We start from the raw sequence: 14,794 nt of genomic DNA on the forward strand, positions 1-14,794 counted from the left end.
AAATTTATACCATTTTAGTGGGACGTACAAAATTCTTTTTCAGAATTTTAAAATTTCTTTGAAGAGCAGCTCAAATGCCTTGTTCACCGACTTCTCCACCACCCGTTCCCGTAAGTTTCCCATACTGAATTTCTGTGCAAATGTACGTTCTGGAGTGCTAATGGCTATAAAAACGGTTCCCACATCGGCATCCGAGTCACCTTTTGTGGGCCCTGCATTGCCCGTAGTGGCAATGGCAAAGTCGGTTTGCATGCTCTTTTTCACATTATTGGCCATGGCGATAACTACCTCTTCGCTGACCACGGAATGCTTTTGAATCAGTTCAGCTGGAACGTTCAGCAGTTTCACCTTCATTTCAGTGGCGTAACTGACCACACTTCCTTTAAAATACTTGGACGCCCCGGCTATGGATGTAATGTGCTCGGCTATTTTACCTCCGGTAAAGCTCTCCGCAGTGGACAATGTGAGCTGTTTGTCTGTAAGCAACTTGCCTATCTGGTATTCTATGGATTCATCCTCCTCTTCCCCAACAATGATGTCTCCAATAAGGGGGTACAATTTCTTCACCTCATCGGTTATAGCGGCCATCAAATAATCTCTATCCGTTCCTTTTGCTGAAAGTCGAAGCCGCACCCTTCCCAAACTGGGCAAATATGCAAATTTGATAAAGCTGGGCAAGTTGTTTTCCCAATCCTCAATTTTATCGGCAATGGCACTTTCCCCAAGTCCATAGGTCATTATGGTTTTATGCAGAATGTAGGGCCGCTCATAGTCTTCCACAATTTTGGGCAGAACAAAACGGGTCATAAGATTTTTCATCTCATACGGCACCCCCGGAAGCGAAACATAGGCCGTATTGCCCTTTTTCATCCAAAGTCCCGGGGCAGTACCAAAGGCATTGTGCAATACTGTGGCCTTGGTCGGCACCAAAGCCTGTTGCCGGTTTAAATCTGAAATGGGTGTGTTGATGTATTTTTTGAAAAGCTCCTCAATATGATTCAGAACCGTTTTATCCTGAACCAATTCATCGTCAAAAAACTCGCAAAGCGTATGTTTGGTGACATCGTCTTTGGTTGGTCCCAGCCCACCTGTGACGATGACCACCGATGAACGCTCGCCGGCCTCTTTGAGCGATTGCAAAATATGGTCTCTATCATCCTGCACCGAGGTGATTTGATACACAGAAACACCAATTTTGTTCAGTTCCTTGGCAATAAAAGCGGAGTTGGTGTCCACTATCTGCCCAATGAGAATTTCATCCCCAATGGTGATGATCTCGGCTTGCATCTATAAATCGAAGTCTTTTTTCAATTCGGCCACCACCTGCAGCACATCTTTTTTTAGCATTGGGAATTTCTCCTCAATCTCTTCAATGCTAGCCGTGTTTTTTCCCATGGTCTCAATTTCAAGGGCTCTGGCTCGGGTCTGTTCCATACCCAATATATCCACATTGGGTTTTATTTTGTGTGCCAATTTATACACATTTTCATAATCTCTTTCTGCAATGGCTTTTTCCAAACCATCCAAGTCCGCAGGAACTTCTTCCAGAAAGACCGAAACTACAGAGGTTACGAAATCCTCGTCCCCTTCCGCCATTTCATTTATCTTATCGAGGCTGTAAATCATTATCTTACATTAATTTCAAATAGCTGCTCTCCTTCAAGCATACCTGAAAGGTAGTCATTTGGGCTTACTTTACCAACACCTGCTGGCGTTCCCGTGAAGAGTATATCTCCTTTTTTAAGCATAAAATAGGTGGAAACATGCGCAATGAGTTCATCTATCTTCCACAACATCAAGGATGTGTTTCCATCTTGCACCTTTTCTCCATTTTTATGCAATGAAAAGCTTATATCATCAACGTTTTTAAATTTGTTTTTGGAAACCCATTTACCAACAACAGCGGCGCCGTCAAAACCCTTTGCTTTTTCCCATGGCAATCCTTTTTCCTTTAGTTTGGATTGAAGGTCCCGAGCGGTGAAATCTATTCCAAGACCGATTTCATCATAATATTTATGTGCAAATTGCTTGGCAACATGCTTCCCTACTTTTTTGATTTTTACCAAAACCTCCACCTCGTAGTGCACATCGTTGGAAAATTCGGGAATATAAAAATCCTGCTCCTTGGGCAAAACGGCCGAATCCGGTTTGATGAAGACCACAGGCTCTTCGGGCCTTTCATTTCTCAACTCATCAATATGGGCGGCATAGTTTCTGCCAATACATATCAACTTCATGGGGTTCTGAATTATTTAGGACAACTTGTTGTTGAGTTTACTCAACTTGATTTGGGTAAGTACTTTTTTGGTGTACAATGGAAAATCCGCATTTAAAATCCAGCCAAAATAACCGGGTTCTGTTTCCATGATTTCGTCCACCGTCTTCCCTTTATGCTTTCCAAAGGCAAAAATAGGCTGATCGTTTTCATCTATCCCAATAAATCCGGCAAAATCCAACGATTGTTTTCGGGTGGTGAACTCAGACAGCTTTTTTATATTATTTTCCAATTCTGGATAACGCTCCAATTGCGCCAATAACACTTCATAGGTGGCCAGAGTGTCAGCTTCTGCACTGTGGGCATCTTCCAAACTCTTCTTACAATAAAATTGATACGCTGCTTCCAAGGTGCGCTTTTCCATTTTATGGAAGATGGTCTGCACATCCACAGACACCATGTTCTTCATATCGAAATCTACATCGGCCCGCAGCATTTCCTCTACCAAAAGGGGAATATCAAACCTATCGGAATTGAAACCGGCTAAATCACTGTCCTTAATCATTTTATAAATTTCCTTGGACAGTTGTTTGAAGGTGGGCTCATTGGCAACCTTTTCATCGGATATGCCATGAATAGCTTCCGACTCTGGCGGAATGGGCATTTCTGGATTCACCAACCAAGTACGACTTTCTTTGTTCCCGTTTGGATATACCTTTAATATGGAAATCTCTACGATTCTGTCTTTTACCACATTGGTTCCCGTGGTTTCCAAATCAAAAAAACAGATCGGTTTTGTTAATTGTAATTGCATGTGGGGCTTTTAAACGATGAAACTAGGCTTCATCGGTCTAAATTAAGGATTGTAATAGGAATATGCTATTTTCTGCTAGATTTCCCGGTTTATGTCCCATGCTTCCAAATAATCGGCCACGGCTTTTACGAACATTCCGCCCAAAGCGCCATTGACTACCCTATGGTCATAGCTATGGGAAAGGAACATTTTACTACGTATACCAATGTACTCCCCTTGGTCTGTTTCGATGACCGATGGCATTTTACGAATAGCACCGAGAGCCAAAATACCTACTTGCGGCTGATTAATGATTGGAGTACCAAAAACACTGCCAAACGACCCAACGTTGGTTACGGTGTAGGTGCCATCTTTGACTTCATCGGGCTTTAACTGGTTGTTTCTGGCCCTGCTGGCCAAATCGTTCACGGTATTTGCCATGCCCACCAAATTTAATTGGTCTGCATTTTTAATAACTGGAACAATAAGATTGCCATCTGGAAGGGCCGCAGCCATTCCCAGATTGATATGCTTCTTTTTAATGACCTTGTCCCCATCCAATGAAATGTTCATCATGGGATATTTTTTCAGGGCCATGGCCACGGCTTCCATAAAAATTGGGGTAAAGGTGAGTTTTTCGCCTTCACGCTCCTCAAAAGCCTTTTTCACCTTGTTTCTCCAGTTGACCACGTTGGTGACATCGACCTCCACAAAACTTTGTACATGGGCCGATGTGGACACACTTTCTACCATGTGATGGGCAATGAGCTTGCCCATTCGGGTCAATGGGATTACCTCATCATCCTTTCCAACTTGAACAGGGGCGGTTTTGGGTTTCTCCGCGGCTTCTTTTTGTGCTTTGGGTTCTGTTGTGGTCACTTTTTCTTCAACGGTGGTAGTTGTAGTGGTTTCCGCTGGTTTGCTGCCATTTGTGGAGCGTTGCTCCAAAAATGCCATAATGTCGTTTTTGGTAACACGACCTTCCAAACCAGTACCCACAATCGCTTCCAATTCCTCCATGGAAACCCCTTCTTCCTTGGCTATATTTTTCACCAGTGGAGAATAAAACCGCTCCGAGCTTGAAAAATCATGTGCTGGGGCTGAAACGGATTCCTTTACTTGGGTCATCTGGTTTTCTAAGGCCATGACAGGTTCTTCCATAGCATCTTCTACTTCGCTCTCCCCCTCCGAATCAATACCGCTTGAGGTATTTTCAGCTTCTCCTTCAATTTGGATAACTGCAACTACGTCACCAACTTGAATTACATCATCTACATTAAATCGTTTTTCCAATAATATACCATCGACCTCACTGGGCACTTCAGAATCTACCTTGTCCGTGGCTATCTCAAAAACGGCCTCATCCATCTCAATGGTATCACCTACTTCCTTCAACCAACTGGTTAAGGTGGCTTCGGCGACACTTTCTCCCATTTGCGGTAATTTTAATTCGAATTTTGACATATTCTTAGTTAGCGATATAATATTGACTTCTGTTTTGCAAAAATACTAAAGAAATTGACTTATTATTGATTTATGTTTATTAATTGGCCTTCATGGAACTTTCAAAGGGAACACGGTTGAGAATACTCCTGCCCAAAGTGACCTCATCAGCATATTCCAGTTCATCACCCACTGAAATACCACGCGCAATGGTCGAGGTGGTGATTTCCATCCCTTCCAATTGCCGATAGATATAAAAATTAGTGGTATCGCCTTCCATGGTGGAACTCAAGGCAAAAATGAGCTCTTTTACAGTTCCCTCCCTTACGCGGTCCACCAATGAGGTAATGTTTAAGTCTTGTGGGCCCACGCCTTCCATGGGTGATATTTTTCCGCCTAAAACATGGTACAGTCCGTTGTACTGCGAGGTATTCTCAATAGCCATTACGTCGCGGATGTCCTCAACCACACAGACCAAGCTTTCATCACGCTTTGGATTGGCACAGATTTCGCACAATTCGGTATCTGAAATATTGTGGCAGCTTTTACAAAAATTGACCTCACTTTTGAGCTTCATCAATGCATTGGATAGGTGCTGGGTACGCTCCTCGGGCTGTTTCAACAAATGAAGCACCAAGCGCAACGCCGTTCGTTTGCCTATCCCTGGCAATTGCGAAATCTCATAAACCGCATTTTCCAAAAGCTTCGATGAAAATTCCATATTCTATATTCTCCCACAAAATTACGATTTTAGACTTACCAATTTACTTTCGTACTTTGCAAATCAAATTATATATATGTCGGCGACGCAAATCCTCCTGCTTATTGGCGCCTATTTTTTGGTGCTGATTCTTATCTCCTATTTTACGGGTAAAAACGATTCCAACATAGACTTTTTTAAAGCCGGCAGGCAATCACCTTGGTATGTGGTTGCTTTTGGTATGGTGGGGGCCTCACTATCTGGGGTCACCTTCATTTCAGTTCCTGGTTGGGTTGAGGATACCCAGTTCAACTATATGCAAGTAGTCATCGGCTACCTTTTTGGCTATATGGTGGTCGCCTTCCTGTTACTGCCACTGTATTATAGGTTAAATGTTACTTCCATTTATGAGTACCTCTTGGAGCGATTTGGTAGTACCAGTCACAAGACAGGGGCATTTTTCTTTTTCCTTTCACGGGTTTTGGGAGCGGCCTTCCGTTTGTATTTAGTGGCCATTGTGTTGCAACAGTTTGTTTTTGATGACCTTGGCTTTCGGTTTGAGTTTACGGTGGTAATTTCCATATTGTTGATTTGGATCTATACCAATCGAGGGGGCATCAAAACCATTGTTTGGACCGATACACTTCAGACCCTTTTTATGATAGTAGCCGTGATTCTATCCATTGTTTTGATCAATAAAGAATTAGGTTGGAGCTTTGGGGAGTTTTTGGCTTCGGATGAGCTAAAAGACTATAATGCCTTTTTAAATACGGAGAGCTTTTTAGACCGTAATTACTTTATTAAATCTTTTGTGGGAGGGATGTTCGTGACCATTTGTATGACGGGACTTGATCAAGACATGATGCAAAAAAACCTTACCTGTAAATCGTTGAAAGATGCCCAAAAGAATATGGTTTCCTTCAGTATTGTATTGGTAGCGGTCACTTTTATGTTCATGTTATTGGGTGTTCTGTTGTTCATTTATGCCAAACGAAATGGAATAGGCATCCCTTTGATGGATGGCTCACCGAAAACCGACTTACTTTTCCCCGAGATTGCATTGAACGGGGGTCTGGGACTTACCTTGGCCATTACGTTCATGCTTGGCCTTATTGCGGCAGCATACAGTAGTGCAGACAGTGCCCTTACCTCACTGACCACTTCTTTTTGTGTGGATTTTTTGGCTGTTGAGAAGAAAAGCGATGCAGAGCAAAAGAAAATTCGAAAAACCACGCACATTGTTATGAGCATTATGTTGGTACTGGTCATCATAGCCTTTAAATACATTCTTAGCAGCAATGTGATTGACAGTCTATTGACCGTTGCGGGCTATACGTATGGGCCGTTGTTGGGCCTATTTGCTTTTGGCATTTTCACCAAATACCAAATCTGGGATCGCTATGTTTGGGTGATATCGCTACTTTCCGTGGGCATCATTGTTCTTGTGGCCAATATTCCGGCGTCCTACCTTGGTGGCTATGTCATGGGGTATGAACTTTTACCTTTAAACGGCTTATTGACCTTTTTTGGACTTTGGTTGATACGAAAGGGAAAGCGCACTGAGCAATCTAATACTGCCCCGTAGCCAAAAGCACCAGGGTACAGGCAACTTCTACCTCTATACCTGCATTTTTGAGAAGTTTGTAGAACTCAGGGTTTTCTGTGCCGGGGTTAAAAATCACCCGTTTTGGTTTAAGGTCTATTATTTTTTGATAGTATTCTTTCTGATTTTTTGGATTGAGGTACAACGTTATAGTGTTAATATTTTGAAATTCAGCCAAGTTGTCTTTAATTTGCACTCCGGATACAGTTCCCCCACTTACTCCGAACGCGATTGTATCAATATCGTTTTCAACCAATCTACGAATTGCCAAATTACTGTATCTCCCCGGGTTTGAAGAAGCCCCAAAAACAAGTGTTGTATTCATTTGTTAATTTATGTGTTAAACTGATTCAAAGATTGTAACTATTTGAAAAATTAGTCGTCTTTTATCTATAAAATATCATTCATTGGTAAGACTGTATTTTTTATAGTTAATGGTTAGTGTTTAGTATAGCTTATCAATGTAAAACCCTGGCATTCTGAATGTCAGGGTTTCTTTTTTCCACCAAACCATTTCTTGGTCCCTAGCCTCCCCATAACCTTACAGCGGTTTACAAATGTTAAAATCAATAAAGCCTGTAACATTTTTACATTAAACCCGTCTTGTAGGTATCATCAATCAAATCAAAAAACGAACAACTCATGAAGAAGCTATTCTTAGTTGTTGCACTCTTCTTGTGCAGCATTCAAATCAATTTTGCAAATAACAACGAACCAGAAACCGCCTTGGGCTCAATCTCTGGAACCGTTGTTGACAATACCTTGCAGCAGCCTGTGGCTTATGCAGCCATCGTTATTAAATCTGAAAATGGTGCTGAAACCATAACAGGTGGAATTACCGAGGATGATGGAAGTTTTGAAATCAAAAAACTACCCGATGGTTCCTTTATTCTTGAAGTTCAATTTATTGGTTACAAGACCTATTCCCAAGAATTGGTCATCAATAAGAACAACAGAAACCAAGATTTGGGGACCATCACCCTAGAAGAGGAAACACGGGAACTGGACGAAGTGGAAGTGGTGGCCGAACGTACCACCATTGAACAACGGGTGGACCGAAAAGTCATCAACGTTGGCAAGGACCTCACAACCGCTGGCGCCACCGCTTCAGACATTATGAACAACATCCCCTCTGTTAACGTGGATGCCCAAACGGGCGATCTTACCTTGCGCGGAAACTCAAATGTTAGGGTAATGGTGGATGGAAAACTATCTAACGTTCCGGTGGCTCAATTGCTCCGTCAAATACCTTCAACCTCCATTAAATCCATTGAGCTCATCACCAATCCGTCTGCCAAATACAATCCAGAGGGCATGAGCGGTATCATAAATATTGTGCTACACAAAAATGCCAACATTGGTTTCAATGGGAATGTGAATCTCGGATTAACAAAAGGTATCGAGGCCAAGTTCAACAGCTCCATCGATTTGAACTACCGTAACGGAAAATTCAATTTTTATGGTAATTATGGCAATAACATTGGCAAATATGTCAATGATGGAACCATATTCCGTACCGATGAAAACTCACTCCAAGAGTTTGATTTCTTCAACAATAACAAATCACATCTTTACAAATTGGGAGTGGACTTTTATCTCAATGAAAAGAACACCATTTCTTTTTTCACCAACCAAAATATTTTTGACGGGTCTGGAATTGGGGTAACTGAAGTCACTTATAATACGGATGCATCCCGGAATGTAACCCAATTTTTTGACGACATTTCAGACAACCGCAGCGAACAATACAATTTTGACTACAAACTGGACTTCAACAAGGAAGGACACAACATAGAATTGGAGGTGGATTTTAACTGTTTTGAAAGTGGACAAGATGCTAATTTTAGGTCAGTTGGTGCAAGTCTATACCCCAATTACATGGATTTTGTGGATACGGAACGCACCCAGACCATTGCCAATTTGGATTATGTGAATCCTTTGGACAGCATTTCAAAACTTGAGATTGGACTGGAATCCCGGAATTTTGAAACAGATGTCGACTATTCATCCACGGGATTTTCCTTTAACTCTGGTGGTAATTTGGTACCTACCCCAAACACCAATTTTGTATATGGAATGGACATTTATTCTGCTTACGCCACGTTCAGCCAGTCTTATCAAAAATGGTCCTATCAAATGGGGGTTCGTGTAGAAGATGTAGAAGTTACTGCGGACACCAACAATGTCAGGTCCTTTACCGATAAGTATACGGAGATTTATCCATCAGCCTTTGTAACCTACAATGTCAATGAGAAAAATCAAATGCAGCTGAGCTATAGCAGACGTGTGGACAGACCTGGACTTGAGCAGGTAAATCCAATTAGGGAATTTGCCACGCCCTTGATTTCTTCCTTCGGAAATCCAAATTTAGTACCCCAGTTCACCAATTCCTATGAAGCCAACTATACACGGCGCATTAAAGATGGTAGCATTACAGCAGGTGTTTTTTACCGAAGCATCAAGGATGAAATCAACCGTGCGGTTTATATAGACCGTTTGGATTTTAATAAGATCATATTGACGTTCGACAACTTTGCTAAGACTTCCGCCTATGGTTTGGAACTCTCTGGAAGCTATCGCCCAACCAAATGGTGGAACATTAACGGTAGTTTTGATATGTTCTCCCAGACCAATCGTGGAATTACGGAAACTGTACCTGGAAATGTCCCCAATCCTACCGAGGATGACATTGTTGAGGAAAGCGTAAAAGTGGACAACACCGCTTGGAACTTACGTATGAACAACAGTTTTACGGTGACTAAGCAGCTGACACTACAGGCTTTTGGATTTTACCGTGGAAAGAACCGAACCATTCAATTCAATGCCGAGCCCATGTACTTTGTGAATTTGGGAGCTCGCTACAATTTTGCTGAAGGCAATGGAACTATCAGCTTTAACTACAATGATATTTTCAATACCATGCGTTTCGCCTTCAAAGGAGAAAGACCGTATGAACAAGCTGGAGGGTTCAATTGGGAGAGCAATAATGTCTACGTAGGACTTTCCTATCGTTTTGGAAGTGGAAAAAATCGTGCTAAACAACGTAAGCGAAGAGATGACCGCACCAAACAGTCCAGCGGAGGAATTTTATAACGACGCATTAGTGCAGATTGCCGAAGTGTTGGTTGGTAAGTAGGCAGGTGCATTAATAAAGAGCCCCGATCTTTAATAAGGTCGGGGCTTTGTTTTTTATTTGGAATTACCACCGGATAATAACACTCCCCCATGTAAAACCACTACCAAAAGCGGCAAGGACCACCAAATCGCCCTCTTTCACCTTTCCCTGTTCCCATGCCTCAGTCAAAGCAATTGGAATAGAAGCTGCTGTAGTATTTCCGTAACTCATGATGTTGTTGAACACTTGATCATCAGACAATCCAAATTTCTTCTGAATGAATTGGGAAATACGCAAATTGGCTTGGTGCGGAATTAACATATCAATATCCTGAGGGCCTAAATTATTGGTCTGTAATCCTTCCATAATTACCTCACTAAAGCGCACTACCGCATTCTTGAACACAAACTGACCATTCATATAAGGAAAATAGGACGTATCCTCGGTGCCAGAATCAACATCTTCGATAATATCGGTCACCCATCTTTTTCCCATTCCGGGGGCAATCAATGATAGTTCTTCCGCGTGTTCACCCTCAGAATGAAGGTGTGAGGATAAAATACCCTTGGATGTATCTTCCTCTCGCGTTACTACCGCAGCTCCAGCACCATCCCCAAAAATAACGGAGACACCCCTTCCCCTTGTGGTCATATCCAGTCCATGGGAATGCAGTTCAGAACCAATGACGAGCACATTTTTATACATGCCACTTTTAATGTATTGGTCTGCTACCGATATACCGTACACAAAACCGGAACACTGGTTGCGAATATCCAATGCCCCAACGGTTTTAAGGCCCAAATCACGCTGTACTAAAACACCAGGACCCGGAAAATAATAATCGGGACTGAGCGTGGCAAAGACAATAAAATCAATGTCATTTTTATCAACACCAGCACGTTCAATGGCCTTTTGTGCTGCCTTTACCCCCATACTGGTAGTAGTATCAGTACCTTTCACTACATGGCGTCGCTCTTTGATTCCTGTACGCTCCTGAATCCATTCATCATTAGTGTCCATTACTTTGGACAAGTCATCATTGGTGACCACATTTTCAGGAACATAGAATCCCAAACCTGATATTCTTGAGTTGTACATTGCTTTCTGATTAAATACTAATTATTTAAAAAACGATATGTTTTTAAAGGGAAAAGTAAAAAATATATCCAAAGTACTGCACATTTATTAACAAAATAAACGGCCATACCCTTTAGTTCAGCAAAATTGATTGTGAAAAGAAAATGCACTTTCGGGCGAAAGTGCATTTTCAACAACCTAACCAATAAATAAACAAACTTGTTATAGTTCACTATTTCATAGCAATTTTTTCCTATAACGAAGTAAAGATACATTTTTTGTTTATCATTTTACAAAAAAGAATAAACAAAAATGTGTTAAAGTTTATATTTCAATGTTAAAAGTACCGAGCTGTGTCAGTTTGTCAGCTTTGTCAAAGTGGTATTTTTTTTGTCGTGATGGGATTAAAAAAATTACATAAACCATGGCAACAGGTAAAATCAATGTTTCAGTAGAGAACATTTTCCCCTTGATCAAAAAGTTTTTATATAGCGATCATGAGATATTTTTGAGGGAATTGATATCAAATGCTACAGATGCAACCTTAAAACTAAAACACCTTACCTCCATTGGAGAGGCCAAAGTTGAATATGGCAAACCCATAATTGAGGTGAAGGTCAACAAGGACAAAAAACGTATCCATATTATAGACCAAGGTATCGGGATGACCGAAGAGGAAGTGAAAAAGTACATTAATGAAGTGGCTTTTTCTGGAGCGGAGGAATTCTTGGACAAATACAAAGATGCCGGGAAGGACGCGGGAATCATTGGGCATTTTGGTCTTGGTTTCTACTCTGCCTTTATGGTTGCAGAGAAAGTGGAAATCATCACCAAGAGTTTTAAGGATGAGCCAGCAGTGCACTGGATATGCGACGGTTCACCAGAATTCACTTTGAAAGAAGCGAAGAAAAAGGAAAGGGGTACCGAGATTGTTCTTCACGTGGCTGAAGATTCCACTGAGTTTTTGGAAGACTCCAAAATCCGTGAACTGTTGACCAAATACAACAAGTTCATGCCCATTCCCATCAAATTTGGAACCCGCACCGAAACGCTTCCCAAGCCCGAAGGTGCCAAAGAAGATGACCCGGCTCCAACCAAAGAGGTTGATGACATCATCAACAACCCCAACCCAGCTTGGACCAAGCAACCCACTGATTTAGAGAACGAGGATTACAAACAATTTTATAGGGAACTCTATCCCATGCAGTTTGAAGAGCCCTTGTTCCACATCCATCTTAATGTGGACTATCCCTTCAACTTAACCGGTATTTTGTATTTCCCCAAGTTGACCAATGACCTCAACATTCAAAAAGATAGAATACAGCTGTACCAAAACCAGGTATTTGTCACCGATAATGTAGAGGGTATTGTTCCCGAGTTCTTAACCATGCTTCGCGGGGTTATTGATTCGCCGGATATTCCTTTGAACGTATCAAGATCTTATCTACAGGCGGATGGTGCAGTAAAAAAGATTTCATCCTACATTACCCGAAAAGTGGCGGATAAGTTAAATTCACTTTTCAAAAATAATCGGGAAGATTTTGAGCAAAAGTGGAACGATATCAAAGTGGTCATAGAATATGGGATGCTTTCCGAAGAAAAGTTCTTTGAAAAAGCTGACAAGTTCGCACTTTACCCAACGGTTGATGACAAATACTTCACTTTTGAAGAGTTGGAAGCTAAAATTAAGGATAACCAAACTGACAAGGATGACAAATTGGTGGTCTTGTATGCTTCGGACCGAGAAGCGCAACACAGCTATATTGAAGCTGCCAAAGCCAAAGGCTACGAGATTTTATTGATGGACTCGCCCATTGTACCGCACTTGCTTCAAAAAATGGAGACTTCAAAAGAAAATCTATCCTTTGTACGTGTAGATTCAGACCATATTGATAACCTTATCAAAAAAGAAGACACGGCCATTTCCAAACTTTCTGATGAGGAAAAGGAAAAACTCAAAGGTGAGATTGAGGAGGTTGTAAAGGAAAAAGGCTATACTATTCAGATGGAGGCCATGGAGAGCAGTGCATCTCCCTTTATAATTACAGAGCCGGAATTTATGCGACGAATGAAGGAAATGCAACGCACCGGTGGAGGCGGTATGTTCGGAATGGGCAATATGCCAGACATGTACAACCTTATTGTTAATACCAATCACGAATTGGTGAGTGAAATCTTGAACACCAAAACCGCCAAAAAACGGGAACGCTTGATCAATCAGTCTTTGGATTTGGCGCGTTTGTCCAAAGGACTGCTGAAAGGTGAGGAATTGACCAAGTTCATTGCCCGTAGTTATGATATGATTAAATAAGGTCACAGTAAAATAGGATTGAAAAGGCAGGTCAATTTGGTCTGCCTTTCTTATTTTTAGTCCATGGTAGCACCCTGGCATTTGTATCTGATGGCTGGCATGTACGTAGTTGCTGGCTTGATGCATTTTATTTTTCCGAAAGCGTATTTGCGGATTATGCCCCGTTACCTTCCCTATCACAAGTTTTTGGTGTTTTTGAGCGGTGTAGCAGAAATTGTTTTGGGGATTGGACTATGCTTTGTAGAAACTAGAAACCTTAGCATTTACGGAATCATTTTAATGCTGATTGTTTTTCTACTGGTTCATTTTTATATGCTTTCAGGGGAAAAAGCCTCAGCTGGAATCCCCAAATGGATTCTTGTACTTAGAATTCCTTTACAATTTGGGCTGATGTATTGGGCTTACTTTTATTTAATTTAAAAAATATGAAAGTTATATCAACAAACATAGGCAAGCCTACCCCAATAGTCTGGAACGGAAAACAAACCACAACCGGTATATACAAGTATCCATCCAATGAACCTATATTTTTGGAAAAGGAGAGCGTAGCCAAGGATACTATTGCAGACCGAAAGGTGCATGGAGGTATTTTTAAGGCGTGTTATCTTTTTTCTTCTGACCATTACCCCTATTGGAAAGAAAAATATCCGAATTTGGATTGGGATTGGGGTATGTTTGGAGAAAACCTGACCGTTGAAGGCTTGGATGAATCCAAAATCAGAATAGGCAATATTTATAAATTGGGAAGTGCCTTGGTACAAATAACGCAACCTAGGGAGCCCTGCTTCAAATTGGGAATCCGGTTTCAATCCCAAGAAATCTTAAAAGAATTCATTGATCATGGTTTTCCCGGCACCTATATCCGTATTTTGGAAGTAGGACAAGTCACTACAGGTGATGTGATGGAGTTGGTGGAAGAATCTAAAAGTTCATTGACCACCCAAGCATTCTATAAGTTGCTTTTTTCCAAGGAAAAGAACGCAGAACATCTAAAACTTGCCATTGCAAATGATGCCCTACCCTCAGGGAAAAGGGAACGCCTTGAAAAATGGTTATAAAAAAAGGGCCCTTGAAAGGGCCCCATGCACATAAAAATTAACTAAACAAACTATCTTACCGCCATAGTTTCTTTGTAAGTACCAAACTTATCAACAACAACTATGGTATATTCGTCTTCAAAGGCTCTTTCAAAGTTGAACGCTTTTTCAACAACAAGTTTTCCATCGATTGACTCATTGTAAACAAGTCTGTCCTTGCTGTCATACACCTTAAGGATTACTGTTCCTTGAGAGATGTTCAAAAGGTTCATCATCAATTTTTCGCCTTTTTTAACGAAAACTGGGTCAAGCTCAACATTGACCAATTTCTTTTCAACTTCGCTTTTTGCTGGACCGTTGGCTACACCTACTGTTGATACTAGTAAGAAAGCTCCGGCTACTACATAATTTACTACTGACTTCATAACATTTCGTTTTTTTAAGATTACAGTACAAATGTATGGCGCAACTATAGCCTAGAATACCACCATCTTTTCCAG

At 41.3% G+C, this 14,794-nt stretch carries 14 protein-coding genes; 5 read left to right on the forward strand and 9 right to left on the reverse strand.

Going from position 1 to position 14,794, the window contains the following annotated elements; genetic code table 11:
• Positions 1 to 39: 39 nt before the first annotated feature.
• The 6 genes from AB1A65_RS14710 to recR form a co-directional block, all read right to left on the reverse strand.
• Positions 40 to 1,287, reverse strand: a complete 1,248-nt coding sequence (locus tag AB1A65_RS14710) for a competence/damage-inducible protein A (protein ID WP_366590637.1) — start codon at positions 1,285 to 1,287, stop codon at positions 40 to 42.
• Positions 1,288 to 1,626 (reverse strand): Hpt domain-containing protein, encoded by a 339-nt coding sequence (locus AB1A65_RS14715; RefSeq protein ID WP_366590639.1) that lies wholly within the window; start codon positions 1,624 to 1,626, stop codon positions 1,288 to 1,290. It lies immediately after the preceding gene.
• Positions 1,626 to 2,237, reverse strand: a complete 612-nt coding sequence (locus AB1A65_RS14720; RefSeq protein WP_366590641.1) for a fumarylacetoacetate hydrolase family protein — start codon at positions 2,235 to 2,237, stop codon at positions 1,626 to 1,628. Before AB1A65_RS14720 ends, AB1A65_RS14715 begins: the two co-directional genes overlap by 1 nt.
• A gap of 15 nt (positions 2,238 to 2,252) precedes the next feature.
• Entirely contained in the window at positions 2,253 to 3,029 is a 777-nt protein-coding gene (locus AB1A65_RS14725; protein ID WP_366590643.1) for a 3'-5' exonuclease, read from the reverse strand.
• 75 nt (positions 3,030 to 3,104) lie between these two features.
• The gene (locus AB1A65_RS14730) at positions 3,105 to 4,472 is read right to left on the reverse strand and encodes a dihydrolipoamide acetyltransferase family protein (RefSeq protein ID WP_366590645.1); all 1,368 of its coding nucleotides are present in this window, start codon (positions 4,470 to 4,472) and stop codon (positions 3,105 to 3,107) included.
• A gap of 79 nt (positions 4,473 to 4,551) precedes the next feature.
• A complete protein-coding gene (recR, locus tag AB1A65_RS14735) occupies positions 4,552 to 5,172 on the reverse strand; it encodes a recombination mediator RecR (RefSeq protein ID WP_366590648.1) in 621 nt (206 codons plus the stop codon).
• A 76-nt stretch (positions 5,173 to 5,248) separates the two neighbouring features.
• Between recR and AB1A65_RS14740 the strand changes: the two genes are divergently transcribed.
• Positions 5,249 to 6,736: a sodium:solute symporter gene (locus tag AB1A65_RS14740; RefSeq protein ID WP_366590650.1), complete on the forward strand. Its 1,488-nt coding sequence runs from the start codon at positions 5,249 to 5,251 to the stop codon at positions 6,734 to 6,736.
• Here AB1A65_RS14740 and AB1A65_RS14745 read toward each other — a convergent pair.
• A complete protein-coding gene (locus AB1A65_RS14745) occupies positions 6,720 to 7,079 on the reverse strand; it encodes a CoA-binding protein (RefSeq protein ID WP_366590653.1) in 360 nt (119 codons plus the stop codon). The genes AB1A65_RS14740 and AB1A65_RS14745 overlap by 17 nt on opposite strands.
• A 317-nt stretch (positions 7,080 to 7,396) precedes the next feature.
• Here AB1A65_RS14745 and AB1A65_RS14750 point away from each other — a divergent pair, with 317 nt between their 5' ends.
• Positions 7,397 to 9,847 carry an outer membrane beta-barrel family protein gene (locus AB1A65_RS14750; RefSeq protein WP_366590656.1) on the forward strand — a complete coding sequence of 817 codons (2,451 nt, stop codon included), beginning with the start codon at positions 7,397 to 7,399 and terminating at the stop codon, positions 9,845 to 9,847.
• Between the two features lie 106 nt (positions 9,848 to 9,953).
• On the opposite strand, the gene AB1A65_RS14755 is transcribed toward AB1A65_RS14750, so the two are convergent.
• Positions 9,954 to 10,967 (reverse strand): beta-ketoacyl-ACP synthase III, encoded by a 1,014-nt coding sequence (locus tag AB1A65_RS14755; protein ID WP_366590658.1) that lies wholly within the window; start codon positions 10,965 to 10,967, stop codon positions 9,954 to 9,956.
• Positions 10,968 to 11,370: 403 nt separating this feature from the next.
• Here AB1A65_RS14755 and htpG point away from each other — a divergent pair, with 403 nt between their 5' ends.
• The 3 genes from htpG to AB1A65_RS14770 all read left to right on the forward strand — a co-directional run bounded on the left by htpG (position 11,371) and on the right by AB1A65_RS14770 (position 14,315).
• The gene (gene htpG, locus AB1A65_RS14760) at positions 11,371 to 13,257 is read left to right on the forward strand and encodes a molecular chaperone HtpG (protein ID WP_366590660.1); all 1,887 of its coding nucleotides are present in this window, start codon (positions 11,371 to 11,373) and stop codon (positions 13,255 to 13,257) included.
• A gap of 63 nt (positions 13,258 to 13,320) precedes the next feature.
• Positions 13,321 to 13,677, forward strand: coding sequence for a hypothetical protein (locus AB1A65_RS14765; protein WP_366590662.1), 357 nt, complete (start codon positions 13,321 to 13,323; stop codon positions 13,675 to 13,677).
• A gap of 5 nt (positions 13,678 to 13,682) precedes the next feature.
• Positions 13,683 to 14,315 carry an MOSC domain-containing protein gene (locus tag AB1A65_RS14770; protein WP_366590664.1) on the forward strand — a complete coding sequence of 211 codons (633 nt, stop codon included), beginning with the start codon at positions 13,683 to 13,685 and terminating at the stop codon, positions 14,313 to 14,315.
• A gap of 50 nt (positions 14,316 to 14,365) precedes the next feature.
• Here AB1A65_RS14770 and AB1A65_RS14775 read toward each other — a convergent pair whose 3' ends face one another.
• Positions 14,366 to 14,719: a hypothetical protein gene (locus tag AB1A65_RS14775; protein WP_366590665.1), complete on the reverse strand. Its 354-nt coding sequence runs from the start codon at positions 14,717 to 14,719 to the stop codon at positions 14,366 to 14,368.
• Positions 14,720 to 14,794: the final 75 nt, after the last annotated feature.

The organism is Allomuricauda sp. ANG21, from assembly GCF_040705235.1.
GTDB classification, from domain to species: domain Bacteria; phylum Bacteroidota; class Bacteroidia; order Flavobacteriales; family Flavobacteriaceae; genus Flagellimonas; species Flagellimonas marina.

What these genes read in the sequence shown, in the direction of transcription:
- AB1A65_RS14750 (WP_366590656.1), top strand. Translation starts at nt 7,397, where the DNA reads ATGAAGAAGCTATTCTTAGTTGTTGCACTCTTCTTGTGCAGCATTCAA.
- AB1A65_RS14745 (WP_366590653.1), bottom strand. Translation starts at nt 7,079, where the DNA reads ATGAATACAACACTTGTTTTTGGGGCTTCTTCAAACCCGGGGAGATAC.
- AB1A65_RS14730 (WP_366590645.1), bottom strand. Translation starts at nt 4,472, where the DNA reads ATGTCAAAATTCGAATTAAAATTACCGCAAATGGGAGAAAGTGTCGCC.
- AB1A65_RS14740 (WP_366590650.1), top strand. Translation starts at nt 5,249, where the DNA reads ATGTCGGCGACGCAAATCCTCCTGCTTATTGGCGCCTATTTTTTGGTG.
- AB1A65_RS14770 (WP_366590664.1), top strand. Translation starts at nt 13,683, where the DNA reads ATGAAAGTTATATCAACAAACATAGGCAAGCCTACCCCAATAGTCTGG.
- AB1A65_RS14775 (WP_366590665.1), bottom strand. Translation starts at nt 14,719, where the DNA reads ATGAAGTCAGTAGTAAATTATGTAGTAGCCGGAGCTTTCTTACTAGTA.
- recR (WP_366590648.1), bottom strand. Translation starts at nt 5,172, where the DNA reads ATGGAATTTTCATCGAAGCTTTTGGAAAATGCGGTTTATGAGATTTCG.
- AB1A65_RS14765 (WP_366590662.1), top strand. Translation starts at nt 13,321, where the DNA reads ATGGTAGCACCCTGGCATTTGTATCTGATGGCTGGCATGTACGTAGTT.
- AB1A65_RS14710 (WP_366590637.1), bottom strand. Translation starts at nt 1,287, where the DNA reads ATGCAAGCCGAGATCATCACCATTGGGGATGAAATTCTCATTGGGCAG.
- AB1A65_RS14720 (WP_366590641.1), bottom strand. Translation starts at nt 2,237, where the DNA reads ATGAAGTTGATATGTATTGGCAGAAACTATGCCGCCCATATTGATGAG.
- AB1A65_RS14715 (WP_366590639.1), bottom strand. Translation starts at nt 1,626, where the DNA reads ATGATTTACAGCCTCGATAAGATAAATGAAATGGCGGAAGGGGACGAG.
- AB1A65_RS14755 (WP_366590658.1), bottom strand. Translation starts at nt 10,967, where the DNA reads ATGTACAACTCAAGAATATCAGGTTTGGGATTCTATGTTCCTGAAAAT.
- htpG (WP_366590660.1), top strand. Translation starts at nt 11,371, where the DNA reads ATGGCAACAGGTAAAATCAATGTTTCAGTAGAGAACATTTTCCCCTTG.
- AB1A65_RS14725 (WP_366590643.1), bottom strand. Translation starts at nt 3,029, where the DNA reads ATGCAATTACAATTAACAAAACCGATCTGTTTTTTTGATTTGGAAACC.